Annotated in this window: 22 protein-coding genes and 1 tRNA gene; 19 read left to right on the forward strand and 4 right to left on the reverse strand. The window is 72.0% G+C overall.

Annotated elements, in window-relative coordinates:
* Window positions 1-69: 69 nt before the first annotated feature.
* The 3 genes from pdxH (at window position 70) to VYL96_RS04190 (ending at window position 2,579) form a co-directional block, all read left to right on the forward strand.
* Window positions 70-735: a pyridoxamine 5'-phosphate oxidase gene (gene pdxH / locus VYL96_RS04180; protein WP_007628876.1), complete on the forward strand. Its 666-nt coding sequence runs from the start codon at window positions 70-72 to the stop codon at window positions 733-735.
* 168 nt (window positions 736-903) lie between these two features.
* Complete coding sequence (locus tag VYL96_RS04185; RefSeq protein ID WP_007628877.1) at window positions 904-2,193, forward strand: citrate synthase; 1,290 nt, start codon at window positions 904-906, stop codon at window positions 2,191-2,193.
* A gap of 29 nt (window positions 2,194-2,222) precedes the next feature.
* Complete coding sequence (locus tag VYL96_RS04190; RefSeq protein WP_007628879.1) at window positions 2,223-2,579, forward strand: FKBP-type peptidyl-prolyl cis-trans isomerase; 357 nt, start codon at window positions 2,223-2,225, stop codon at window positions 2,577-2,579.
* Window positions 2,580-3,164: 585 nt separating this feature from the next.
* Here the strand turns inward: VYL96_RS04190 and VYL96_RS04195 are convergent.
* Entirely contained in the window at window positions 3,165-5,081 is a 1,917-nt protein-coding gene (locus VYL96_RS04195) for an AMP-binding protein (RefSeq protein WP_007625962.1), read from the reverse strand.
* A 63-nt stretch (window positions 5,082-5,144) separates the two neighbouring features.
* Complete coding sequence (locus VYL96_RS04200) at window positions 5,145-6,671, reverse strand: carboxyl transferase domain-containing protein (RefSeq protein WP_131885782.1); 1,527 nt, start codon at window positions 6,669-6,671, stop codon at window positions 5,145-5,147.
* 94 nt (window positions 6,672-6,765) lie between these two features.
* Between VYL96_RS04200 and VYL96_RS04205 the strand changes: the two genes are divergently transcribed.
* From VYL96_RS04205 to VYL96_RS04225, 5 genes are all read left to right on the forward strand, one after another.
* A complete protein-coding gene (locus tag VYL96_RS04205; protein WP_131885783.1) occupies window positions 6,766-7,512 on the forward strand; it encodes an enoyl-CoA hydratase in 747 nt (248 codons plus the stop codon).
* Window positions 7,513-7,670: 158 nt separating this feature from the next.
* Window positions 7,671-9,314: a substrate-binding domain-containing protein gene (locus tag VYL96_RS04210; protein WP_131885784.1), complete on the forward strand. Its 1,644-nt coding sequence runs from the start codon at window positions 7,671-7,673 to the stop codon at window positions 9,312-9,314.
* Window positions 9,315-9,572: 258 nt separating this feature from the next.
* Window positions 9,573-9,863: a DUF485 domain-containing protein gene (locus VYL96_RS04215; RefSeq protein WP_007627431.1), complete on the forward strand. Its 291-nt coding sequence runs from the start codon at window positions 9,573-9,575 to the stop codon at window positions 9,861-9,863.
* The gene (locus tag VYL96_RS04220; RefSeq protein ID WP_131885785.1) at window positions 9,863-11,482 is read left to right on the forward strand and encodes a monocarboxylic acid transporter; all 1,620 of its coding nucleotides are present in this window, start codon (window positions 9,863-9,865) and stop codon (window positions 11,480-11,482) included. The genes VYL96_RS04215 and VYL96_RS04220 overlap by 1 nt, the downstream gene beginning before the upstream one ends.
* A gap of 111 nt (window positions 11,483-11,593) precedes the next feature.
* Window positions 11,594-12,163, forward strand: a complete 570-nt coding sequence (locus tag VYL96_RS04225) for a hypothetical protein (RefSeq protein WP_007627427.1) — start codon at window positions 11,594-11,596, stop codon at window positions 12,161-12,163.
* Between the two features lie 43 nt (window positions 12,164-12,206).
* Here VYL96_RS04225 and VYL96_RS04230 read toward each other — a convergent pair.
* Window positions 12,207-12,282, reverse strand: a tRNA-Arg gene (locus tag VYL96_RS04230).
* Between the two features lie 212 nt (window positions 12,283-12,494).
* On the opposite strand from VYL96_RS04230, the gene rplM reads away from it, so the two are divergent.
* From rplM to glmM, 3 genes are all read left to right on the forward strand, one after another.
* Window positions 12,495-12,938, forward strand: coding sequence for a 50S ribosomal protein L13 (gene rplM / locus VYL96_RS04235; RefSeq protein WP_007627425.1), 444 nt, complete (start codon window positions 12,495-12,497; stop codon window positions 12,936-12,938).
* The gene (rpsI, locus tag VYL96_RS04240) at window positions 12,935-13,477 is read left to right on the forward strand and encodes a 30S ribosomal protein S9 (RefSeq protein WP_007627423.1); all 543 of its coding nucleotides are present in this window, start codon (window positions 12,935-12,937) and stop codon (window positions 13,475-13,477) included. The genes rplM and rpsI overlap by 4 nt, the downstream gene beginning before the upstream one ends.
* A 154-nt stretch (window positions 13,478-13,631) precedes the next feature.
* Window positions 13,632-14,990 carry a phosphoglucosamine mutase gene (gene glmM / locus VYL96_RS04245; RefSeq protein ID WP_061230062.1) on the forward strand — a complete coding sequence of 453 codons (1,359 nt, stop codon included), beginning with the start codon at window positions 13,632-13,634 and terminating at the stop codon, window positions 14,988-14,990.
* 5 nt (window positions 14,991-14,995) lie between these two features.
* Here glmM and VYL96_RS04250 read toward each other — a convergent pair whose 3' ends face one another.
* The gene (locus tag VYL96_RS04250) at window positions 14,996-15,868 is read right to left on the reverse strand and encodes a dienelactone hydrolase family protein (RefSeq protein WP_043566378.1); all 873 of its coding nucleotides are present in this window, start codon (window positions 15,866-15,868) and stop codon (window positions 14,996-14,998) included.
* Between the two features lie 73 nt (window positions 15,869-15,941).
* Between VYL96_RS04250 and glmS the strand changes: the two genes are divergently transcribed.
* From glmS to tsaD, 8 genes are read left to right on the forward strand one after another with little or no spacing between them, the layout of a single operon-like run.
* On the forward strand, window positions 15,942-17,798 hold the full coding sequence (gene glmS / locus VYL96_RS04255) for a glutamine--fructose-6-phosphate transaminase (isomerizing) (protein WP_131885786.1): 1,857 nt from the start codon (window positions 15,942-15,944) through the stop codon (window positions 17,796-17,798).
* A gap of 21 nt (window positions 17,799-17,819) precedes the next feature.
* Complete coding sequence (locus tag VYL96_RS04260; RefSeq protein ID WP_061229099.1) at window positions 17,820-19,373, forward strand: bifunctional ADP-dependent NAD(P)H-hydrate dehydratase/NAD(P)H-hydrate epimerase; 1,554 nt, start codon at window positions 17,820-17,822, stop codon at window positions 19,371-19,373.
* 4 nt (window positions 19,374-19,377) lie between these two features.
* Window positions 19,378-20,607: an alanine racemase gene (alr, locus tag VYL96_RS04265; RefSeq protein WP_061229098.1), complete on the forward strand. Its 1,230-nt coding sequence runs from the start codon at window positions 19,378-19,380 to the stop codon at window positions 20,605-20,607.
* Window positions 20,604-21,845, forward strand: a complete 1,242-nt coding sequence (locus VYL96_RS04270) for an alpha/beta fold hydrolase (protein WP_082767736.1) — start codon at window positions 20,604-20,606, stop codon at window positions 21,843-21,845. Before alr ends, VYL96_RS04270 begins: the two co-directional genes overlap by 4 nt.
* Complete coding sequence (gene tsaE, locus VYL96_RS04275) at window positions 21,842-22,363, forward strand: tRNA (adenosine(37)-N6)-threonylcarbamoyltransferase complex ATPase subunit type 1 TsaE (RefSeq protein ID WP_061229109.1); 522 nt, start codon at window positions 21,842-21,844, stop codon at window positions 22,361-22,363. The genes VYL96_RS04270 and tsaE overlap by 4 nt, the downstream gene beginning before the upstream one ends.
* 4 nt (window positions 22,364-22,367) lie before the next feature.
* Complete coding sequence (gene tsaB, locus VYL96_RS04280) at window positions 22,368-23,156, forward strand: tRNA (adenosine(37)-N6)-threonylcarbamoyltransferase complex dimerization subunit type 1 TsaB (RefSeq protein ID WP_061229097.1); 789 nt, start codon at window positions 22,368-22,370, stop codon at window positions 23,154-23,156.
* Entirely contained in the window at window positions 23,153-23,716 is a 564-nt protein-coding gene (gene rimI / locus VYL96_RS04285; RefSeq protein WP_061229096.1) for a ribosomal protein S18-alanine N-acetyltransferase, read from the forward strand. The genes tsaB and rimI overlap by 4 nt, the downstream gene beginning before the upstream one ends.
* On the forward strand, window positions 23,713-24,750 hold the full coding sequence (gene tsaD / locus VYL96_RS04290) for a tRNA (adenosine(37)-N6)-threonylcarbamoyltransferase complex transferase subunit TsaD (RefSeq protein ID WP_061229095.1): 1,038 nt from the start codon (window positions 23,713-23,715) through the stop codon (window positions 24,748-24,750). The genes rimI and tsaD overlap by 4 nt, the downstream gene beginning before the upstream one ends.
* Window positions 24,751-24,775: the final 25 nt, after the last annotated feature.

A 24,775-nucleotide genomic window follows, 5' to 3' on the forward strand; every position in this document is an offset into this window, starting at 1 on the left:
GTGTCGTCGGGTGGGTCGTGCTCCATGGTAGTCCGGCCGGGCCCCGGGCCCGGAGTACCGTCTGGGGTCATGGAGGAACCGGTCCTGGAACCCACCGATTTCGACACCATGCGCGTCGGGTACGGCCTGCACGCGCGGCTGGACGTGGCCGACCTCGCCGGCGGGTGGTTGCCCCTGTTCACCGAGTGGTTGGACGAGGCCGGCCGGCGCGGCGTCCGCGAACCCAACGCCATGGTGCTCGGCACCGTCGGCGCCGAGGGACGGCCGTCGACCAGGACCGTCCTGTGTAAGGGCGTCGACGAGGGCGGGGTGACGTTCTTCACGACGACGACGTCGCGCAAGGGCGTCCAGTTGGCGCAGACCGGGTACGCGTCGGTGACCTTCCCCTGGCTGATCGCCGAGCGTCAGGTGCACATCGAGGGCGCCTGCCATCCGATCGACCGGGCGGACAGCCTCGCGTACTGGCGCACCCGGCCGCGAGGGTCGCAGGTCGCCGCCTGGGCGTCCGAGCAGTCGCGCCCGGCGGAGTCGGTGGCCGAGCTCGAAGCGCTGTACGCGACGGCGGCGCACCGCCTGGCCGACGTCGACGAGATCCCCATGCCCGACCGGTGGGGCGGGTACCGGGTGGTCCCGGACCGGGTGGAGTTCTGGCAGGGCGGGCCGGACCGGTTCCACGACCGTGTCGAGTGTCTGCGGGACGGCGACCGGTGGACCGCCCGGCGGCTCCAGCCCTGACGCCGGGCCGCGGGGGCCGCCCGGGCGACGGTCGGGGCGCCGCCCGGTCCGCGGGGGGACCTGTGGCGAACTCCCTTCGAACCACGAACGGCGGTCACGGTAGGGTGTGGCACAGCACATTCGTGGCGGAACTCGACCGCCGGGACCAGTCGTCGGAGAGGGAATCGCGTGACCGCAGGCTCGAACGGTTCGGACCGCAAAGCAACACTGTCCTACCCCGGCGGTGAGCTCGAACTCGACGTGGTGGAGGCGAGCTGCGGTAGCGACGCGATGCAGCTGGGTTCGCTGCTGGCCGACACGGGGATGACCACGCTGGACGTGGGGTTCGTCAACACCTCCGCGTGCACCTCCTCGATCACCTACATCGACGGCAACGAGGGCATCCTCCGGCACCGCGGGTACCCGATCGACCAGCTCGCCGAGAACGCGTCGTTCCTCGAGGTCTCCTACCTGCTGATCTACGGCGAGGATCCCACCGAGGCCCAGCTCGCCGAGTTCACCGACAAGGTGCTCGGGGAGACCGCGCTGCCCGGCCAGATGATGCCGCTGCTGCAGGCCTTCCCCCGCGACACCCACCCGATGCCCGTCCTCTCCGCCGGCGTGAGCCTCTTCGGCACCCACGGTGACGACCTGGACATCGACGACCCCAAGGCCGTCGACCTGGCGACCGCGCGCCTGCTGGGCCGCGGCCCGACGCTGGCCGCCGCGATCGAGCGCATCCGCAACGGCCACGAGGCCATCGACCCGGACCCGTCGCTCGGGTACGTCCGCAACTTCCTGCGGATGACGTTCGGCCCGGACTACGAGATCACCGACGAGGTTGCCAAGGCCCTCGACATGCTCCTCGTCCTGCACGCGGACCACGAGCAGAACTGCTCCACCTCCACGGTGCGGATGGTCGGCTCCTCCGAGGCGCCGCTGTACTCCTCGATCACCGGCGGCATCAACGCCCTGTACGGCCCGCTTCACGGCGGCGCCAACCAGGCCGTGCTCGAGATGCTCGAGCGGATCGAGTCGGAGGGCGGCGACGCCACCGATTACATGGACCGCGTCAAGAACAAGGTCGACGGCGTCAAGCTGATGGGCTTCGGTCACCGCGTCTACAAGAGCTACGACCCGCGCGCCCAGATCGCCAAGAAGCACGCCCACGCGCTGCTGTCCCAGAGCAACGACCCTCTGCTCGAGATCGCGCTCAAGCTCGAGGAGACCGCGCTGGCCGATGACTACTTCGTCGAGCGCAAGCTCTACCCGAACGTCGACTTCTACACCGGCCTCATCTACCGTGCGATGGGCTTCCCGACCGACATGTTCACCGTGCTGTTCGCGCTCGGTCGCATGCCCGGCTGGATCGCCCACTGGCGCGAGATGCGCGAGGATCCCTCCACCAAGATCAACCGCCCGCGCCAGGTCTACACCGGCCCGGCCGAGCGGAGCTTCACCCCGATCAGCCAGCGCTGAACCCGGGATTCCCACCCCAGGAGAACATCATGGACAAGCCCGAGATCGACATGCCGACGGGCCCCGCGCCCACCGACCTCGTCACCGAGGACCTCACGGTGGGCGACGGCGCGGAGGCGGTCGCCGGCGGTAACGTCACCGTGCACTACGTGGGGGTGGACTACGAGACCGGTGAGCAGTTCGACTCCTCCTGGGATCGCGGCGAGTCCATCACCTTCCCGCTGAACGGCCTCATCCAGGGCTGGCAGGAGGGCATTCCGGGGATGAAGGTGGGCGGACGCCGCCAGCTGGTGATCCCGCCGGACAAGGCCTACGGCACCTCTGCGGCCCTGCACCCGCTCGGCGGCAAGACTCTCGTCTTCGTGATCGACCTGCTCGACGCCTGATCGGGCGGTCCCGGAAGCCGACAGCGGCGCCCCGTCCTCCTTTCTCGGGAGGGCGGGGCGCCGTCGTCTGTCGGGATGGAGCAGGGCGACTCGCCCGCGTCCCGGCCCGCGCCCACCGCCTGACCCGGCCTGCGCCTGTTGGCCCGGCCCGCGCCCACCGCCTGACCCGGCCTGCGCCTGTTGGCCCGGCCTGCGCCTGCTGACCCGGCCCGCGCCTGCTGGCCCGGCCCGCACACACCCGGCCGGCGCCCACCGCCTGACCCGGCCCGGTCGCAGCCCCGCGGCCGACGACCCCCGTGTGCCCGACGACCACAGCCGCCCCTCACCATGGCGTCTCGCCTGCCCCGCGGTACGCGCCAGACGCCATGGCGAGGGGCGGCTGTAGTGCGCAGCATCATCGGCGGGAGCGAGACGCCATCGCCGGGAGCGGCTGCGTGGACACGCACGGAGGCGAGCCGCCATCGGCGGGAGCGAGACCCCATCGTCGAGAGCGAAACGCCTTCGCGGGGAGCGAGACGCCTGGCTCGGGCGCGGATCCCCGGCCGGGCCGCGAGTCGCCCCGCCCCGGCCGGCGCGGCCTCGGGCTTACCCCTGCTGCCGCAAGTAAGGCGTGAGGGCGTCGAGGACGGCCGGGTCCTCGATCGTCGACGGCACCGCCACATCCTTCTGACCATCGGCGATCTGCCGCATCGTCTTGCGGAGGATCTTGCCCGAGCGGGTCTTGGGCAGCCCCTGGACGACCGTGCAGTCGCGGAAGGTGGCCACCGCCCCGATCTCGTCACGCACCATCGCCACCAGTTCCGACCGCAGCTCGTCGGGGTCGCGGACCTGGCCGGATTTGAGCACCACGTAGCCGACGGGGCGCTGGCCCTTGAGATGGTCCTTCACGCCGATCACCGCGACCTCCGCGACGGCGGGATGCCGGGCGATGACGGCCTCCATCGACCCGGTGGACAGCCGGTGGCCGGCGACGTTGATGACGTCGTCGGTCCGACCCATCACGAAGACGTAGCCGTCCTCGTCGATGTACCCGCCGTCACCCGTGGAGTAGTAACCCTCGAAGACGGACATGTACGAGGAGACGAATCTCTCGTCGTCCTCCCAGAGGCCCGCCAGCGTGCCCGGGGCCATGGGCAGCTTGATGGCCAGGTTCCCCTCCTCGCCGGGCGGCAGGGGCGTGCCGTCTCCGTCGAGCACATGCAGGTCGTACCCGGCGACCGCAACGGTGGGGGAGCCGGGCTTGATCGGCATCGGCTCCAGGCCGCGGAGGTTGGAGGCGATCGGCCAGCCCGTCTCGGTCTGCCACCAGTTGTCGACAACAGGCTTGCCGAGGTTGTCGGTGGCCCACTGGTAGGTGTCCGGATCGAGACGCTCGCCGGCGCAGAACAGAGTGCGCATGGCCGACAGGTCGTACTTACCGATCTCGAGGCCCTCGGGATCCTCCTTACGAATCGCCCGCACGGCGGTCGGAGCCGTGAACAGTGCGACCGCGCGGTGCTCGGAGGCCACGCGCCAGAACGCCCCGGCATCAGGGGTGCCGACGGGCTTGCCCTCGTAGATCACTGACGTCGCGCCGACCAGTAGGGGCGCGTAGACGATGTAGGAGTGGCCGACCACCCAGCCCACGTCCGAGGCGGTCCACCACACGTCGCCCGGCCGGATGCCGTAGACGTTCCACATCGACCACGCGAGCGCGACGGCATGTCCGCCGTTGTCGCGGACCACGCCCTTGGGCAGCCCGGTCGTTCCGGAGGTATAGAGGATGTACAGGGGATCGGTGGCCTTCACCGGGACCGGCGCCGCCGGCTCGGAGACGGCGACGGCGTCATCCCAGTAGCTCCAGGTGGTTCCCGGGGTGTCGGGGAACGCCATGTCGGGGAACTGGTCGTGACGCGGGGCCACGATGACGGCCCCGGGGGTGTGGCGGGTGAGCTCGAGCGCCTTGGCGACCATGGGGAAGTAGGGCACCTTGCGCGTCGGCTCGATGCCGCCGTGGGACGTGACGATCACCTTGGGGCGGGCGTCGTCGATCCGGATCGCCAACTCGGGTGCGGCGAATCCGCCGAAGACGACGGAGTGGACGGCGCCGAGCCGGGCGCACGCGAGCATCGCCACGGCGGCACGGGGGACCATCGGCATGTAGATGACGACCCGGTCGCCGCGTCCCACGCCCTCCGCGGCGAGCGCGCCCGCGAACTCCTCGACCTGCTTCAGCAACTGGGCGTAGGTGATGGTCTCCTTGACCCCGGTGACCGCCGAGTCGTAGATGAACGCGGCCTGCTCGCCCCGCCCGGCGGCGACGTGCCGGTCGACGCAGTTGTACGACGTGTTCAGCTCACCGTCGGGGAACCACCGGTAGAAGGGTGGACGGGATCCGTCGACCGCCGTCGTGGGGGTCGTGGTCCAGTCGATGTCCCCGGCGACGTCCAACCAAAAGGCGTCGGGATCGCTGATCGAGAGCCGGTGGGCGGCGTCGTAGGTCGAGGTCGTCGAGTCCGACATCGGGTGTTTCCCCTCACGTACGGCAGCGGGCCCGCCGACCGTGCCGACGGGTTGTGACAGGCTTCACTCTAATGCGAGGCCCAGCTCGCGATACCGCATCATCCGCTCGGCGTACCTCCGCTCAGGGGGACGTCGGCGGACCTCGAGTAGAGCGGACGCGACCGCGTCGGCCATCCGGTCGCAGAACGCCTCCGGCTCGTCCGCGGCGTCGGGACGTTCGGGGACGACCACGTCCACGATCCCGGCCTCCAGCAGGTCGGCGGAGGTGATGCCCTGCGACCGGGCGACCTCAGGGGCGCGGCTGGTCTCGTGGTGGAGGATCGCGCTCGCGCCCTCCGGCGGCAGTGGGGCGAGCCACCCGTGACGCGCGCACAGGACCCTGTCGGCGGGGAGCAGCGCGAGAGCGGCGCCGCCGGTGCCCTGCCCCAGGATCACGGAGACGGTCGGGGTCGGCAGGGTGACGAGGTCGGCCAGACTCCTGGCGATCTCACCCGCCAGTCCGCCCTCCTCCGCCTCCCGCGACAGAGCGGCGCCGCGGGTGTCGATGAGCAGGACCAGGGGGACCCCCATCTCCGCGGCGATGCGCATACCGCGGCGTGCCGAACGCAACGCTGAGGGGCCGAGCGGGCTCTTCTCGTTCTCCGCGTCCCGGTCCTGCGCGAGCACGACGGCGGACTGGCCCCGGAACCGGACCAGCGACAACAGGAGTGATCCGCTGTCCTCGCCCTGACCGGTGCCGGACAGGGGCACCCGGTCGGGCGCCACGCGGTCGAGGAAGGCACGCGCGCCGGGGCGGTCCGGGCGCCGCGACCGGGTGATGGCGTCCCAGGCATCCGGGGGGAGGCCGTCGTCGGACTCCGGCTCGGGAACCGGCCCGTGGGGCGGCGCCGGCTCGTCGTCCGACGGCGGGTCCTGGCACAGGACCCGCAGGGCGCGGGCAGTGAGGTCGCGGAGCCCCTCCGGTGGGAGCACACCGTCGATCATCCCGCGTCGCGCGAGGTTCTCGGAGACCTGGACCCCGTCCGGGAAGGGCGCGTCATAGAGCGCCTCGTAGACGCGGGGCCCGAGGAAGCCGATGAGCGCGCCGGGTTCGGCCACCGACACGTGACCGAGCGACCCCCACGACGCGAACACGCCGCCGGTGGTCGGGTGCCGCAGATACACGAGGTAGGGCAGCCCCGCGCTCTTGTGTCCGGCCACGGCGGCGGAGATCTTGACCATCTGGAGGAACGCGATCGTCCCCTCCTGCATCCGCGTACCGCCCGAGGTGGGAGAGGCGAGGATCGGAAGCCCTTCGGCCGTCGCCCGCTCGATCGCCGAGACGATCCGCTCGGCGGCGGCGATCCCGATCGACCCGGCAAGGAAGTCGAACTCGCACGCGATGATCACGACCCGGCGGCCCAGCAGGGTCCCCTCACCGGTGATGACCGACTCGTCCACCCCTGACTTCTCGGTCGCCCGCTGGAGCGCCTCCTCGTACCCCGGCACCGCGTCGACCTGTGGCGGGCGGACCGGGGCGTCGTCCCAGGACCGGAAGGAGCCGTCGTCGAGGACCATGTCGAGGATCTGCAGAGCTCCGGTGCGCGCCATGACCGCATCGTACGGTGGGGCACCTACCAGCGGGTATCGTGAGGGTGAGGGTGCACTGCCGTACCCCCGTCACGCAGAGGAGCCCTCCGCCGCCATGATCGTCAGCCGCAGGGACGGCGCAGTCGTCGTCGTCACCATCGACCGTCACGAGACCCGCAACGCGCTCGACGCCGAGGTGTGCACCGCCCTGCGCGAGGCCGTCGAGGCCGCCGGCGCGGAGGCCGACGCCGAGGATCCCGTCCGCGCGATCGTCATCACCGGAGCGGGAACCGCGTTCTGCGCGGGCGCCGATCTGTCCGGCGGGGTGTACAACTCCGATTTCTACGACGCACACGCCGGGATGCTCCGTGCCGTGGAGTCGGTCCCGGTCCCCGTCATAGCCGCCGTCAACGGTCCGGCTGTCGGTGCGGGCGTGCAGCTCGCACTGGCGGCGGATCTGCGGGTGGTGGCGCCCGGCGCAGTCTTCACCGTGCCCGTCGTGAAGGTGGGACTGGCGCTGGACAACTGGACCATCAAGCGGTTGGCCAACGTCGTGGGCGGCGGCCACGCCCGCTCGGTGCTCATGACCGCCCGCCCCGTCGGTGCGGAGGAGGCCGCCCGGATCGGCCTGGCCAACGAGATCGGCGACGTCGAGGCGGCCATGGAGCTGGCCGCCGAACTCGCGCGGTTCGCACCGCTGAGTCTGCGACACATCAAGACCGTGATCAACGACGACGACGCCCGGCTGCTCCCGCGGGAGGAGCACACCGAACTCCAGTTGCGCGCGTGGAGCAGCGAGGACATGGCCGAGGCGCGGGCCGCCCGCGCCGAGAAGCGGCCGCCCGTCTTCCGCGGGCGCTGAACCGCCCCACCGCAGGTGACGCAGGCCGCCGTGGCGCCCCACGTACGGGCACCGCGGGCCGACCGGCCCGGGTACGATTCTCCGCGCCCGACCCGGATCCGCACGACGTGGGCGTCTGGCACGGCCCCGGGTATCGCATGACCGGGGGAGCGTCACCGATGGCCAGGCACAGCGCATCGCCACAGAACGGCAACCCGACGGCCCGGAGGGTCGTCCTCGTGGGAGCGGTGATCGTCGCCGTCGTGCTCGTGGTGGGCCTGGTGGTCTCCGGGCTGTCGAGGGCCGGTGTCGCCGGCTTCTGCGGGGCGGAACCGCGGATCAGCGTGGCAGCCGAGCCCGACATCGTCGAGCACGTCCGGGTCCTGGCGGAGCACGCCGACGGCTGTCACGCCTTCGACGTGGAACCGGTGTCCTCCGCGGACATGGCCACCCGCACCGTCTCGCGGGAGGCGCTACCGGACATCTGGGTGCCGGACTCCGCCGTGCGTCTCGCCCAGATGTCCCAGGACGTGCAGATCCCGTTCGAGACGGTCCTCAACTCCCTCGCGTCGACCCCTGTGGTCATCGCTTCCCGTGACGCCCCGATCGACATGTCGACGTGGACCTCGGCGCTCGCCACCCCGGGGCTGATGATGGGCGACCCGGTCCGGTCCGGCGTCGCGGACGCGCCGATCCTCGCCGCGACGTCGGAGGTCGAGATGCTGCGGTCGACTCCGGAGGCGCTGGGGGCCGCGATGGCGATGTTGGCCCAGGGGCAGATGAGTCGGATGGAGGTCCCGCCGACCTCCCGGGAGATGCTCGACAGGGTGATCGCCGGCGGCGGCGCGGCGATCGTGACGGAGCGGGATGCGGTGCTCGCGCAGCGGGCGGCGCCAGACTCGGGCTTGGAACTTCACGCGCCCGCCACCGGGGCGGTCTTCCTGACCTATCCGGTGGCCGTGACGACCCAGGACCCTACGCGCCGGGCCGAGGTGTCCGGGGCCGCCGAGGCACTCCGGGACGCCACCGCTGCGCCCGCTGTCATCGACGGGCTCTCCCGGGACGGTTTCCGGACCGCCTTCCGGGCGCCGCTCGCCGAGAGTGCGGGAGTGGGCGGGGCCGAGGCGCTCGTCGTCCGGGACGCGAACCGGGTCCACAGTGCGCTACGGCACTGGCGGCTCCTGGCGATGCCGGGCCGGTCCCTCGTCCTGGTGGACACGTCGGGTTCGATGGGCTTCGGGGTTCCCGGCACGGACCGCACCCGCATCCAGGCGCTCGTCGAGACGGCGGGCGCGGGGCTCGGCCAGTTCCCCGACGACGCGGAGCTCGGACTGTGGGCGTTCGGCGGTGCCGCCGGGAGCGACGGGCTCCCGTACGCGGAGGTCGCCGCACTGCAGCGCCTCGACGCGGCGGCTCCCGGGGGCACGCACCGTGCCGCGCTGGGAGGCGCGTTGGCCTCGCTGCCCGGGATGGTGGGTGGTGGCACCGACCTCTATCGTTCCGTGCTCGACGCCTACGCCATGGTGCGCTCGGGGTACGACCCGAACATGGTCAACTCGATCATCGTCATCTCCGACGGGGCGGACGACGCGACCTCGGACATCGGAGCGGACGAGTTCTTCGCCCGGCTCGATGAGATGGTGGACCCGTCCCGCCCCGTCATCGTGGTGACGGTGAGCCTTCTGGACGAGAGCAGTTCGGGCACCCTCGCGCAGATCGCGGAGGCTACCGGCGGCAGCAGCCATGTCGCCCGCACTCCGGAAGAGATCGTCCGGGTATTCGCGGAGGCGGTGGGGCGCCGCGGCTCCTCCGCTCAGCCGTAGCCCCGTAGGGAGGTAAGTGCTACCCGCCGACGGGGGTGGCGCCACCCGCGGTTTCGGCTCGTCATAAGAGTTCGCCGACGGTCTCTCCGCAATCTTCTGTGTCACGTGTCACACTTCCCCGGTCAGTGTCTGTGAAGCGCATCACTACAGGGGTGTGCTGACGAGAACCCGAAACGGAGGACCTCCGTGTCCCAACCAACCGAACCGCCGGCGGGGGGAGCATCGCGACGAACCCCGGATGCGGCGGAATTCACGGCGATGCAGGCCAGCCCCGCCTTCCAGGATCTGCGCAGCAAGTTCAGGGCGTTCGTGTTCCCCATGACGATCGCCTTCCTCGTCTGGTACTTCCTCTACGTGATCCTGGCCGTCTACGCGACGGACTTCATGGGGACCAAGGTGTTCGGGAACATCACCTGGGGTCTGATCATTGGCCTGGGGCAGTTCGTGACGACCTTCCTCATCACCTTCCTGTACATCCGCTTCGCCAACCGTGAGATCGATCCGCGCGCGGAGTCCATCCGCCTCGAACTGGAAGGTGGGGTCGCCTGATGGACTGGCTGATCAACATCAACGAACTCGCGCCGGGTGAGCAGGTCGGCAGCACCCTCCTCAACATGGCGGTGTTCGCCGTCTTCATCGTCATCACGATGACCCTGGTGCTGAGGGCGTCGAAGTCGACCAAGTCGACCAAGGACTTCTACACGGGCGGCTCGAGCTTCACCGGCCCGCAGAACGGCTTCGCGATCGCCGGCGACTACCTCTCGGCGGCCTCCTTCCTCGGTATCGCCGGCGCCATCGCGATCAACGGCTACGACGGCTTCCTGTACTCGATCGGCTTCCTCGTCGCCTGGCTCGTGGCACTCATGCTCGTGGCCGAGTTGATGCGCAACACGGGCCGGTTCACGATGGCCGACGTGCTCAGCTTCCGGCTCAACCAGCGGCCCGTCCGCATGGCGGCCGCGCTGGCCACCCTCGCGGTGTGTCTGTTCTATCTGATCGCCCAGATGGCCGGCGCCGGCGGTCTCGTCGCCCTGCTCCTGAACATCGACGACTCCACGGGGCAGTCGATCGTCGTGGCCGTCGTCGGCATCCTGATGATCGTCTACGTTCTCGTCGGGGGCATGAAGGGCACCACCTACGTCCAGATGGTCAAGGCCGTCCTGCTCGTCGGCGGTGTGCTGATCATGTGTCTCCTCGTCCTGATCGCCGTCCGAGGCAATTTCTCCGCGCTCCTCGGAGAGGCCGTGGCCAACTCGGGCAAGGATCTTCTGCAGCCGGGTCTGCAGTACGGCGCCACCGAGACCAGCAAGCTCGACTTCGTCTCGCTGTCGATCGCCCTGGTCTTCGGCACCGCGGGGCTGCCGCACGTGCTCATGCGCTTCTACACCGTGCCGACGGCGAAAGAGGCCCGTCGGTCGGTGACCTGGGCGATCGCGCTCATCGGCGGCTTCTACCTGTTCACCCTCGTCCTCGGCTTCGGTGCCGCGGCGATGGTCGGACCCGAGGTCATCGAGAACGCCCCCGGGGGTGTGAACTCGGCGGCGCCGCTGCTCGCGTTCGCGCTGGGCGGTGAGATCTTCCTCGGCATCATCTCGGCGGTCGCGTTCGCGACCATCCTCGCCGTGGTGGCCGGACTCGCCATCACCGCCTCCGCCTCGTTCGCGCACGACATCTACAACGGCGTAATCAAGCACGGCCAGGCGACCGAGCAGTCGCAGCTGCGGGTCTCCCGGATCACGGTGGTCGTGATCGGCATCGTGTCGATCGTCATGGGCATCGGCGCGATGGGGCAGAACATCGCCTTCCTCGTGGCCCTCGCCTTCGCGATCGCCGCCTCGGCGAACCTGCCGACGATCCTCTACTCGCTGTTCTGGAAGCGGTTCAACACCACCGGCGCGCTGTTCTCCATGTACGGCGGCCTGATCAGCACCCTGGTGCTCATCGCGCTCTCGCCGGCGGTCTCCGGCAGCGAGAAGTCGATGATCTCGAGCGTCGACTTCTCCCTGTTCCCGCTCTCCAACCCGGGCATCGTGTCGATCCCCCTGGCGTTCCTGCTGGGCATCGTCGGGACGTTCATCGGCAAGAAGGACGAGTTCCCGCAGAAGCGCGTGGAGATGGAGGTCCGCTCGCTCACCGGTGTCGGTGTGGAGAAGACCATCTCGCACTGACCCGGACCCTCGCCGGCCCGCCCGACCGTCGCCGGACGGTCGGGCGGGCCTCGTCGTGCCCGCCGAGGGACTACCCTCGGTGGGCACCACACCGATTCGGAGGCGGTAGAGATGTATCCCGGACAGGACGACCACACCCGACGCATGGGGCAGCAGCCCGACTCGCGTGCCTACTCGCGGATGAGCGGCGACCGGGCGTATGACCCCGCCTACGACGACGGCTACGGCGCCGAGGGCGGCTACGACGACGGCTATGTGGAACCCCGCCAACCCCGCCGCGGGCCCGCGATCGACGTGGGGAAATTCGTCGGCAGCGTGGCCGCCACCGCACTGGTCGCGGCCATCGCGGGGTGGCTGATCGCCTGGGTTGTGGACGCCGTGTTCTCCCGCTTCGGCCACCAGTGGGCCAACGGCGGGAACACCCCGACGATGTACGCCGTCTACGGCGCCGTCGCGGCGATCCTCGCCGGGCTGCTCTGGTATCTGCTACTGATCGGCACCGCCAATCCCCAGCAGTTCTACTCCTGGACGGTGGGGCTGCTCATCGTGGCGGCCGTGGCGTTGCCGCTGCTGGTGACCGTGCCGTTCCTCGACGGGCTCGCGGCCGCGATCGTGCACTTGTTCATCGGACTGCCGATCCTCGCGCTGACGAGCGCCTTCTCGGCCACACTCAGGCGCTGACGTCCCGCCGGGCCCGGGACGCTGACGCGGCCCGGGCCACCAATGGTGCCCCCGAGAGGAATCGAACCTCCGACACCGGCTTTAGGAGAGCCGTGCTCTATCCACTGAGCTACGAGGGCGGGAACCGGGGAGAGTCTAACCGATGGGTCGCTCCGTCGTGATCGGCGACTTGGAGTGGGCGCCCGTCGGACGGTACTGTTGACCGTCGGCGTCCATGTCGTCTCCTTCATCGGAGACGGTGGACCGCCTCGCACGGGTCACCACCGGCCGCCGTACGAGGGGGAGGGCGCCTGCCGGCCGGCAGCCCACTAGACAGACAGAGGTATTGCCTGTGTCCACGTACACCCCCAAGCCCGGGGACGTGACGCGCGCCTGGTATGTCATCGACGCCACCGACGTGGTGCTCGGTCGACTCGCCGTCCAGGTCGCCAACATCCTCCGTGGCAAGCACAAGCCGCAGTTCGCCCCGAACGCCGACACCGGCGACTTCGTCATCATCATCAACGCCGACAAGGTCGCGATCTCGTCCAACAAGCGTGACCGCGTGGTGCAGCACCGCCACTCCGGTTTCCCCGGTGGGCTGAAGTCGCAGACCCTGGGCAAGGCCATGGACACGCGCCCCGACCGCGTCGTCGAGAAGGCCGTCAAGGGCATGCTGCCGAGCAACAAGCTCGGTCGTGCCGTCGCCTCCAAGCTCAAGGTGTACGCGGGTCCCGATCACCCGCACGCCGCCCAGCAGCCCGTGCCCTTCGAGATCAAGCAGGTGGCCCAGTGACCGACGAGAACATCACCCCCGAGGCCGAGGTCGCCGACGACGTGGTGGCGGATCTCGCCGCCGAGGTCGCCGAGGACTACAGCGAGGCCGACTACGCCGGTGGCACCGACTTCGTCGCCGACGCCGACGCCCAGTTCGCTCCCGTCGTCTCCTCCGGCCCGGCCCAGGCCGTCGGCCGCCGCAAGGAGGCCGTCGCCCGCGTCCGCCTGCTGCCCGGCTCCGGCCAGTTCACCCTCAACGGGCGGTCCCTCGAGGACTACTTCCCGAACAAGGTGCACCAGCAGCTCGTCAAGTCGCCGCTCGTGCTGGTCGAGCGCGAGGAGCAGTTCGACATCGTGGCGCTGCTCCACGGTGGCGGCCCCTCGGGTCAGGCCGGCGCGCTGCGTCTGGCCATCGCCCGAGCGCTGACCCAGTACTCGCCGGACGATCGCCCGGCGCTCAAGAAGGCGGGCTTCCTGACGCGTGACGCCCGCGCGGTCGAGCGCAAGAAGGCCGGCCTCAAGAAGGCCCGTAAGGCCCCGCAGTACTCGAAGCGCTGATCCGCCAGGATCACGACACCAGAGCAGGTTCCCGCGACGCGGGGGCCTGCTCTGGTCCATTTGCCGAGTGCGCGACCGGGCGGGGTTATCCTGACCCGGGCGTTCCCGATCCGCCCCGCGACGGCGACCACACGACCCCGGAGGACTACACGACATGACGCGACTGTTCGGCACCGATGGGGTCCGTGGGCTCGCCAACCGGACCCTTACCGTTGACCTCGCGGTCCGGCTCGGTGCGGCGGCCGCCGCGGTCCTCGCCACCGAGACCGGGCCCGTGCCCGACCGTGCGGGCGCGCGCCCGCTGGCGGTCGTGGGTCGTGACCCGCGCGTCTCGGGAGAGATGCTGGAGGCCGCGCTCGCGGCGGGGCTGGCCAGTCAGGGCGTCGACGTCATGCTGGTCGGTGAGGTGCCGACCCCGGCTGTGGCCCACCTGACGGACCGTCATGACGCCGCGCTCGGCGCCGTCATCTCCGCCTCGCACAACGCCATGCCGGACAACGGCATCAAGTTCTTCGCCGCGGGCGGGCACAAGCTCGGTGACGAGGTCGAGGACCGGATCGAGGCCGCGCTCACCGAGGGCGCCATCACCGGGCCGACCGGGTCGGCGATCGGCCGGATCTCACGTGCGACCCCCGGGGACGCCCTGGACAGCTACGTCGGCCATCTGCTCAGCGCCACGCCGGCCCGGCTGGACGGGCTCCGTGTCGTCGTCGACTGCGCCAACGGCGCCGCCAGCGTGGCCGCACCGCGCGCCTACCGAGAGGCGGGTGCGACGGTGATCGAGATCCACGCCAGCCCCGACGGCTACAACATCAACGACAATTGCGGTTCCACCCACCTCGACGACGTCCGTGCCGCGGTCCTCGAGCACGGCGCCGACCTCGGTCTCGCCCACGACGGGGACGCCGACCGCTGCCTCGCGGTGGACTCGAGCGGCGAGGTCGTCGACGGGGACCAGATTATGGCGATCCTGGCACTGGCCATGAGGGACGCCGGCGAGCTCGCGGGTAACGCTCTCGTCGCGACCATCATGAGCAACCTCGGTCTCAAAGTGGCGATGCGGGAAGCCGGCATCGAGGTGACCGAGACCAAGGTCGGCGACCGGTACGTCCTCGAGCGCCTCCGCGAGGGCGGGTACAGCCTCGGCGGCGAGCAGTCCGGTCACCTCGTCCTGCCCGCGCACGCGACCACCGGGGACGGCGTCCTCACCGGGCTGCGCATCATGGCGCGGATGGCCGAGACGGGCAGGTCGCTCGCCGAGCTGGCCTCCGTGATGACGGTGCTGCCCCAGATCCTCATCAACGTGCCGGTCGAGGACAAGGCCGCCGTCGTGGCGTCCCCGGCGGTCGGCGACGCGGTCGCCGCCGAGGAGCTGCGGCTCGGCGCCACCGGCCGCGTCCTGCTGCGCCCCTCGGGGACCGAGCACCTGGTCCGCGTCATGGTCGAGGCCGAGGACGCGGACCTGGCCCGCGAGGTCGCCGAGCGGCTCGCGGGCGTCGTCGTCGCCGTCTGACCCGCTCAGCCGCCGGTGAAGGACTTGAACAGCTTGAGCAACGGCGGGGTGGTGGCCAGCGGGTCGTCCCCCGGCTCCTCCAGCATCTCGTCCGTCACGGGGACCGCGTCCTTGAACCCGACCCCGGGGTCCGCGAACGCGGCATAGGTGTCGTCACCGGCGAGCGTGGCAAGCAGGTAGCCGGCCAGCAGCGGCCGCACGGTCCGATGCGTGCGGCGGTCGGGGTCCGCCAGGCCGATCCGCTCGATCAGCGCGTTGCGCTCGACCAACCCGCCCTCGATCGCCTTGTCCAGTCGCCGGTGCACGAGATCGCCCCGCCACGCGAGGTGTAGAGCCCGCGCGTCCTCGGCGTGGACACCGCCGCCGGCGGACAGCAGCAGTGCGGGGGAGTCGATCGTCATCGCCCGGTCCGCGGCCGACGGGACCGTCTCGGTGGGGAAGACCATCGCGACGGCGTCGATGTCGGTGCGCTGGGAGGCCAGAAGCGCGGACACGCCCGCGCCGAGGCCGTGTCCGGCCAGGCCGATACGCCGCGGATCCGCGCGGACCGACCCTCGACCGAGGGTGGCCTCGAGGGTGTCCTCGATCGCCGCGGACAGGTGGTCCGCGTAGTGCTGGTGGTTCGGGCGCAACCCGAGATCGGTGGCCGGAGCCACCACGACGAATCCCCACGACGCGAGGTGCTTGAGGGTGTCGACGTAGTGATGCGGCCCCCGGGTCCAGTCGTGGGCCCATCCCACGACGGGCGCGGGAGACGGGGCGTCGCGCGGGACGTAGACGACGCCGGGGGTGCCGGTGAACCCGAGGTCACCCCTGTCGACGGCGTGGGGTCCGCGTCGGCCCACCCTGGCGTGCAGTTCCTTGGTCTTCTTGGCCACGATGGCCACAGTATCGCCTCACGAGCGCGAAGGGTGCCTGGGCTGTCGGACCTCGCGGTTACACTTAGCGCCCATGTGCGGAATCGTCGGTTATGTCGGGCATCGCCCCGCCCTCCCAGTCGTCGTCGAGGCCCTGCGGCGGATGGAGTACCGCGGCTACGACTCGGCGGGCGTCGCCGTGCTCGACGGCTCGGGGGCCTCCCGGGTCGAGAAGAAGGAAGGCAAGCTCGCCAACCTCGAGGCCGCGCTCGCGGCCGCGGGTGAGGGCGGCTTCCCGGGCTCGACCGGCATCGGTCACACCCGGTGGGCGACGCACGGCCGTCCGAGTGACCGCAACGCCCACCCGCACGTCTCCGGCGATGTCGCGATCGTGCACAACGGCATCATCGAGAACTTCGCTCCGCTCCGCGCCGAGCTCGAGGCCGCGGGCGTCGAGCTCGAGTCGGACACCGACTCGGAGGTCGCGGCCCACCTGTTGCGTCGGGAGATGGAGTCGGGTGCCAGTGGCGGGGACTTCGTGGCCGCGTGCCGCACGGTGCTCCGTCGCCTCGAGGGCGCCTTCACTCTGGTCTTCAGCCATGCCGCCCACCCGGACGTCCTCGTGGCCGCGCGGCGCTCGACCCCGCTCGTGCTGGGTGTCGGCGAGGGTGAGATGTTCCTGGGGTCCGACGTCGCGGCGTTCATCGAGCACACCCGTGACGCCATCGAGCTGGGTCAGGACAACGTCGTGGTCCTGCGCGCGGACTCGTACGAGATCACCGACTTCGCCGGTGAGCCCTCCGAGGGGCGTCCCTTCTACATCGACTGGGATCTGGCCGCCGCCGAGAAGGGCGGCTACGACTACTTCATGCTCAAGGAGATCGCCGAGCAGCCGGGGGCGGTCGCCGACACCCTGCTCGGTCACTTCCAGGACGGTCGCATCGTGCTGGACGAGCAGCGGATGAGCGATCAGGACCTGCGCGACATCGACAAGGTGTTCATCGTGGCCTGCGGCAGTGCCTACCACTCGGGCATGGTCGCCAAGTACGCGATCGAGCACTGGACCCGGCTCCCATGCGAGGTCGAGATCGCCTCGGAGTTCCGCTATCGCGACCCGGTCCTGGACCGTTCCACGCTCGTGGTGGCCATCTCGCAGTCCGGCGAGACCGCGGACACCCTCGAGGCGGTCCGTCACGCCAAGGCCCAGAAGGCCCGTGTCCTGGCGGTGTGCAACACCAACGGTTCGCAGATCCCTCGGGAGGCCGACGCCGTCCTGTACACGCATGCCGGGCCGGAGATCGGTGTCGCCTCCACCAAGGCGTACCTCGCGCAGATCACGGCCAACTACCTGGTCGGTCTCGCGCTCGCGCAGGCTCGCGGCACCAAGTACCCGGACGAGGTGGCGGCCGAGTTCCGTCAGCTCGAACGCATGCCCGAGGACATCCAGAAGGTCGTCGACTCCCTGGGTCCGGTCCGGGGGATCGCCCGCGAGCTCGCCGGCTCCAAGTCGGTGCTGTTCCTCGGCCGCCACGTGGGGTACCCGACGGCACTGGAGGGCGCGCTCAAGCTCAAGGAGCTGGCGTACATGCACGCCGAGGGGTTCCCGGCAGGGGAGCTCAAGCACGGTCCGATCGCCCTCATCGAAGAGGGTATGCCGGTCTTCATCGTGATGCCGCCGGTCGAGGGTCGCGGGGTCCTCCACTCCAAGCTGGTGAGCAACATCCAGGAGATCCGGGCCCGCGGCGCGCGGACCATCGTGATCGCCGAGGAGGGCGACGAGGTGGCCCGGCCCCTCTCGGACTACTTCATCCCGATCCCGGCCTCGACCACTCTGCTCCAGCCGCTGCTGGCCACCATCCCGTACCAGGCCTTCGCCGCCGAGGTCGCCGCCGCGCGCGGGTACGACGTGGACAAGCCCCGCAATCTCGCCAAGTCCGTCACGGTGGAGTGACCCGCCCGCGATAGTCGGATCATGAGGCGCGCCCATCCCGTCGAGGTCATCCGCGCCGCGGAACGTCCGCTCATCGAGGCGGCCGCCGCGGCCGGGGACCCCGACGCGGTGATGCGGCGCGCGGCGGCGGGCGTCGCCCACCACACCGCGGCGCTGTTGCGTGAGCGCACCGGCGGCGTCTACGGCCGCTCCGTGCTGCTGCTGGTGGGCAGCGGTGACAACGGCGGGGACGCCCTGTACGCGGGCGCGATCCTGCGTGGCCGCGGGTGCCGCGTGGAGGCCGTTCTGCTGAGCCCGGACCGCGTGCACGAACGTGGTCTCGCCGCCCTGCGCCGCGCGGGCGGGCGGGTGCGCGGCGCGGAGACCGTGGGCTCCCACGTACCCGTCCCCGATGTCGCCGTCGACGGTGTGGTGGGTCTGAACGGCAGGGGACCGCTGCGTGACCCGGCGGGAGCGATCGTCCGGGGCTTGACGGCGGCCGGCGTGCCGTGGGTGGCGGTGGACCTGCCCAGCGGGATCGACGCCGACACGGGCACCGTTCACGAGCCGCACGTGCGGGCGGCGCTCACCGTCACCTTCGGCCTCATGCGCCGCGCCCACCTGCTCGCCTCGCCGGAGTGCGGCCGCGTCGAGGTCGTGGACATCGGCCTGGCCGAACCGCCGGACGGCCCGGACGTCGTGCGGCGCCCCGGCCCCGCCGAGGTGGGGCGCCATTGGCCGGTGCCGGGGCCGGACGACGACAAGTACACGCAGGGCGTGGTCGCGGTGCGCGCCGGGTCCGAGCGGTACCCGGGTGCGGCGGTCCTGTGCGTGTCGGCTGCGGTGACGGCCACGTCCGGGATGGTGCGGTACGTGGGGGCGGGGGCGGACGCGGTGCTGGCCGCCCGCCCCGAGGTGGTGTGCCACCCGACGGTCGCCGACGCGGGCCGCGCCCAGGCGTGGATCGTGGGGCCCGGCGGAGGGACGGGGCCGGACGCGGTGGCGGACATCGACGCGGTCCTCGCGGAGGGGCGGCCGACGGTGCTCGACGCGGACGCCCTCACCTGCGTCGCGACCCACCCGGTCCTGCTGCGGAGCGCCACCGCGCCGGTGCTGCTCACCCCGCACGCCGGCGAGTTCGACCGGCTCACCGGCGGATGGGACCGCGGCGACCGCCCCGGCGCGCTGCGCCGGTACGTCGCGGGGCTGCGGGACCGTGGGATCGAGGCGACGGTGCTGCTCAAGGGACGTGTCACCCTGGTCGACGACGGCGAGACGACGTTCGCGGTGGACTCCGGTTCCTCCTGGGCCGCGACGGCCGGTTCGGGCGATGTGCTGTCCGGGATCGTGGGCGCGTTGCTCGCGAGCGGCAGGGCGGCGTACGGATCTCCGGCGTGGCCGGCGGTCGAGGCGGCGACGGTGCACGGGGAGGCCGCGCGCCGGGCGGCGCACCGACACACCGTGGGCGCGGGCGGTGCTCACGGGGGCCCGGGCGCGCCGATCGGTGCATCCGACCTGCTGGCCGCGATACCGGGGGCGATCTCGGCGCTGCGGGGGAGGGAATCGCTGCCCGCCGGCGCTTTTTGGCAGAATTGACAGAATGGGTCCAGTTGTCCCCCCGGCTCCGTGCCGCGCCGAGATCGATCTGGACGCGATCGAGCACAACAGTCGCGTCCTCGTCCGGTCTGCCCGCGGGGCCCGGGTCATGGCCGTGGTCAAGGCCGACGCCTACGGGCACGGCGCCGTCCCCGTCTCCCTGGCCGCGCTACGCGGGGGTGCGCACGCGTTGGGGGTGACCACCATCGTCGAGGCCCTGCAGCTGCGATCGGCGGGCATCGACGCGGAGATCCTCGCGTGGCTCTACTCCGCCTCGGACGACGTCCGCGCGGCGGTCGAGGCGGATATCGACCTCGCGATCCCCAGCCCGGCCCACCTGGACACCGTCCTGGAGGCCGCGCGCCGCACGGGCCGTCGTGCCCGTGTCACCCCCAAGATCGACACGGGCCTCGCGCGGTCCGGCATCTCCCTCGAGGAGTGGCCGGCCGTGCTCGAGCGGCTCGTCACGGCCACGGCCGGCGGGCTGGTCGAGGTCACGGGTCTGATGGCTCACTTCGCGCACGCGGACGACCCGGGTAACCCGGTCATCGACCTGCAGGTGGCGCGGCTCCACGAGTGTGTGGCCCAGGCGCGGGGCCGTGGTCTGGACTGCCCGGTCAACCACCACGCCAACTCGGCCGCGACGCTCACCCGCCCCGAGGACGGGTTCGAGATGGTCCGCCCGGGCATCGCGCTGTACGGCCTCAACCCGGTCGAGGGACTCGAGGTGGACCTGGTGCCCGCCATGACGTTCTCGGCCGAGGTGCTCATGGTCAAGAGGCTGGCCGCGGGGCAGGGTGTGAGCTACGGGCACACGTGGCACGCCCCTCACGACACCACCGTCGCCCTCATCGCGGCGGGCTACGCCGACGGAGTGTGGCGGCTGCTCTCGGGCCGGCTGGACGTCTCGATCGGCGGGCGGCGCTATCCGAACGTCGGCCGCGTGTGCATGGACCAGTTCGTCGTCGACCTCGGACCCGACCCCGGACAGGCGGTGCGGGTGGGGGACACCGCCGTGTTGTTCGGCACGGGCGCTGACGGCGGGCCCACCGCCGCCGAGTGGGCCGAGACCCTGGGCACCATCCACTACGAGGTGGTCACCGCGGTGCGTGGCCGGGCCGCGCGCCACCACGTGGTACGCGGCAGCCATGCCGCGCCGTCCGCGCGTGGGACCCGCGCCGTCGCGCGGAGCGACGACGCCGCACCGGGGGCCGGGCGGGGGGTCGGGGGATGAGCGAGGACCACGACGACGAGGTCGGCGACGACCCGCGCGGTGGGCCCCGGCTGCGATTCCCGAGACGGCCCGAGCGGTCGGCCGCCGAGACACCGGTCGAGATCCGACCACCCGAGGTGGCCGGAGGCACGCCGCGCGACGCGGAGGCGGTCGCCGAACGGATCCGGACGCCCGGTGGCCTGCGCGCCGGCCTGAGCGCGCTCGGCGCCGCCACCCTGGGTTCGGTGGTCACGCTGCTGCCCGGCCGACGCGCCAACGACCCGTGGGCCGGCGAGGACATGTGGGAACTCGGGGTGGACCGGGGTTCCATGGTCGCCGCGACCGACGGTGTCCCGCTCGCGGTGCGCGAGGCGGGGCCCACCGACGCTCCGATGACGGTCGTGTTCGTCCACGGCTACACCCTGTCGATGGACACCTGGCATTTCCAGCGCCGGCACCTGGCCGACCGGTTCGGCTCCGAGATCCGGATGGTCTTCTACGACCAGCGCGGGCACGGCCTGAGCGGGGCCGGCTCGCGGAAGAACGCGACCATCGACCAGCTGTCCCGGGACCTCGACACCGTCATCTCGGCGACCGCCCCCACCGGGCCCGTCGTCGTGATCGGCCACTCCATGGGCGGGATGACCGTGATGGGGTTCGCCGCCCGGCACCCCGAGACGGTCCGTGAGCGGGTCCTGGGGGTCGGGCTGGTCTCCACCGCGATGGCGGAGCTCTCGGAGGCCGGACTCGGGGCGGTGCTCGACAACAGGAGCGTGGCCCGCCTCGCCGGGCTGGCCGGCCGCAGCCCCGGCGTGTTCACGAGCAGCCGGCGCGCGCTCGGGGCGATCATCTCGCCGTTCATCTACGGCGGGTCGTTCGGGGACCCCGCCACGGTCAGTCCGACCGTCGCCCGGTTCGTGGACAAGCTCATCGCCTCGACCGACGTGCTGACCATCGCCAACTTCTTCGAGACCCTCACGCGGCACGACGAATCGGCCGCCATGCCCGTTCTCCGCGAGGTCCGCACGACGGTCCTCAGCGGCGACCGGGACCTGCTCACCCCGCTGGACCGGTCGGTCGACATCGTCGAGGAGCTCCCCGACGCCGAGTTCGTCGTGGTCCCGGGCGCCGGGCACATGGTGATGCTCGAGGAGCCCGCGCACGTGTCCGAGGTGTTGGGCGACCTCGTGGCCGACGCGATCATCGAGTGGCGCCGCCTCGAGCGGGCGGGCCGCGCCGACGGGAGCCGGACATCGTGACGATCGGTGTGCCGGGGGAGCGCGACCTGCCGACGGTCGAGGACACGCGCGCGCTGGGCGTCGAGCTGGCCGGGCTGCTCCGCGCCGGCGACGTGGTGGTGCTCGACGGACCCCTCGGCGCGGGCAAGACCGCCCTGACCACCGGGATCGCCGCTGGCCTCGGCGTGCGGGGCCGCGTGACCTCGCCGACCTTCGTCATCGCGCGCCGCCACCCGCCCACGACGCCCGGCGGCCCGGGGCTCGTCCACGTCGACGCCTACCGCTTTCTCGGCGGGCAGGACCCGGACGGGACCCGGCCCACGACGGGCGACCTGGCCGACGAACTCGAGTCCCTCGACCTGGACTCGGCCCTCGACACCGACGTCGTGGTGGTCGAGTGGGGCGCCGGGTTCGTCGACTCGCTCGTCGAGGCCCCGCTCGTGGTGACCCTGCGCCGGCCCGACGGCACCGACGTGCGCACCGCCGTCTGGAGCCGGGGCGCCTCGCCCGGCCACGCGGTCGGCCCGGCGGTACCCTGACCTCGTGCTGGTCCTCGCCGTCGACACCTCCACCCCCTTCGTCACCGCGGGGGTGTGCCGCCTCGTGCCCGGTGACGACCACCCTGTGGTCGAGACGCTGGCCATCCGCGTCACCGAGGACGCCCGCGCCCACGCGGAGCTGTTGACCCCGCACATTCTCGACTGTCTCGCCGATGCCGGCCTGGCCGCGGACGGCCTCGACGCCGTGGTGGTGGGCACCGGCCCGGGTCCGTTCACCGGGCTGCGGGTCGGGATGGCCACCGCCGCCGCGTTCGCCGACGCCCTCGGCAGACCGGTCCACGGGGTGTGCTCGCTCGACGGGCTCGCGGCCACCGCGCGCGCCGCCGGGGCCGACGGGGACCTCGTCGTCGTCACCGATGCCCGTCGCCGCGAGGCGTATCACGCCCGCTACTCACCGCAGGGCGTGCGGACGTCGGGTCCCACGGTGGGGCCCGCCGCCGACATCGACGTCGCGGGCGCCACCCACTTCGTCGGGGATCCCGACCGCCTGCGCGAGGTCACCGACGCCCGCGGTCCCGCCGACACCCACGGTCCCGCCGACACCCACGGCCCCGGCGCCGTCCGCGGCGACCACGGCGCGGGCGACGCGCTGCCGCGTGTCCTCGACGGCGTGCACGCGCCCGATCCGGCCGGACTCGTCACCGCGGCGGCCGACGCCTTGCTCACCGACGCGGCACCGGCCCCGCTCGAGCCTCTCTACCTGCGACGCCCCGACGCGATCCCGCCCCGGCGCGCCGAACCCTCCGCGGCCCTGCGCGGGGTGGGGCGATGACCGGGACGCCGGACGTCGTCCACGACGCGCTGGTCCCCGACGACGCCATGCGCTGCGCCGACCTGGAGAGGCTCCTGTTCCGCGGCGACGGCCCGTGGTCGGCGGCGGCGTTCCTGTCCGAGATCGGCTCGCGTCACACCACGTGCCTGGCCGCCCGCGTCGACGGGCGGCTGGTCGGCTACGCGGTCCTGGCCGGGCTCGGGCCCGAGGGCGACCGCGAGTTCGAGGTGCACACCATCGGCGTCGACCCGGAGTACCAGGGGCGCGGCATCGGACGCGCGCTGCTGCGGCGGATGCTCGCGGTGGCCGACGCGGAGGGCGCGCCGGTCGTCCTGGACGTGCGGACCGACAACGTCCCCGCGCGCACGCTGTACGAGACCCACGGGTTCGAGGTCGTCGGCCTGCGGCCCCGGTACTACCGGCCCAGCATGGCCGACGCGCATCTCATGGTGCGGTCGGCGCGGGCCGGCGGGCGCGCGGACGGTGACGTCGCCGGCAGCGCGGGCGGCGGAAGCGCGGACACTGGTGGCGACGACACGGGAGAGGGGAGCGGCCGATGAGGACCGTCATGGGGATCGAGAGCTCGTGCGACGAGACGGGCGTGGCCGTGGCGCGGGTCCACGACGACGGGCGGGCCGAGCTGCTGTCCGACGTGGTCGCCTCGTCGATGTCCGAGCACGCCCGCTTCGGCGGCGTCGTCCCCGAGATCGCCTCCCGCGCCCACCTCGAGGCGCTCGTCCCCACGGTCCGCGCCGCGCTCACCGAGGCCGGGGTGGAGCGACCCGACGCCGTCGCCACCACCATCGGACCCGGGCTGTCCGGAGCACTGCTCGTGGGCTCGTCCGCGGCCAAGGCCTACGCCGCCGCCTGGGGCGTGCCGTTCTACGCCGTGAACCATCTGGTCGGCCACGTCGCCGTCGCGGGCTTCGACGGCGGGCCGCTGGGGGAGTGCGTGGCCCTGCTGGTCTCCGGCGGCCACACCCAGCTGCTGCACGTACGCTCGCTGACCGAGCCGGTCGCGGAGCTCGGGTCGACCGTCGACGACGCCGCCGGCGAGGCGTACGACAAGGTCGCCCGTCTGCTCGGTCTCGGTTACCCGGGCGGACCGGTGATCGACCGCCTGGCCGCCACCGGCGACCCCCGCGCCATCGCGTTCCCCCGCGGGATGACCGGCCCGCGCGACGCCCGCCACGACTTCTCCTTCTCCGGGCTCAAGACCGCCGTGGCCCGGCGGATCGAGACCGCCGAGCGGGACGGCGAGCAGCTCGACGTGGCCGACGTCGCGGCGTCGTTCCAGGAGGCGGTCGCCGACGTTCTCACCATGAAGGCCGTGCGGGCCTGCACCGATCTTGGGGTGGACACCCTGCTCATCGGCGGCGGCGTGGCGGCCAACTCGCGGCTGCGCGACCTCGCCGCCCACCGGTGCGCCGAGGCCGGCCTCACACTGCGTGTCCCGCGGCCGCGCCTGTGCACGGACAACGGCGCCATGGTGGTGGGGGTCGCCTCCGCCCTGCTCGCCTCGGGCGCCGCGCCCAGTCCGCTGACCGTCGCCGCCGACCCGGGCCTGCCGGTCGAGGTCACGCAGGTCGCCTGACTCCGCAGGCGGGCGGCACGGCGCC

This window comes from Dietzia maris (assembly GCF_036287335.1).
In the GTDB taxonomy this organism is placed as follows: domain Bacteria; phylum Actinomycetota; class Actinomycetes; order Mycobacteriales; family Mycobacteriaceae; genus Dietzia; species Dietzia cinnamea.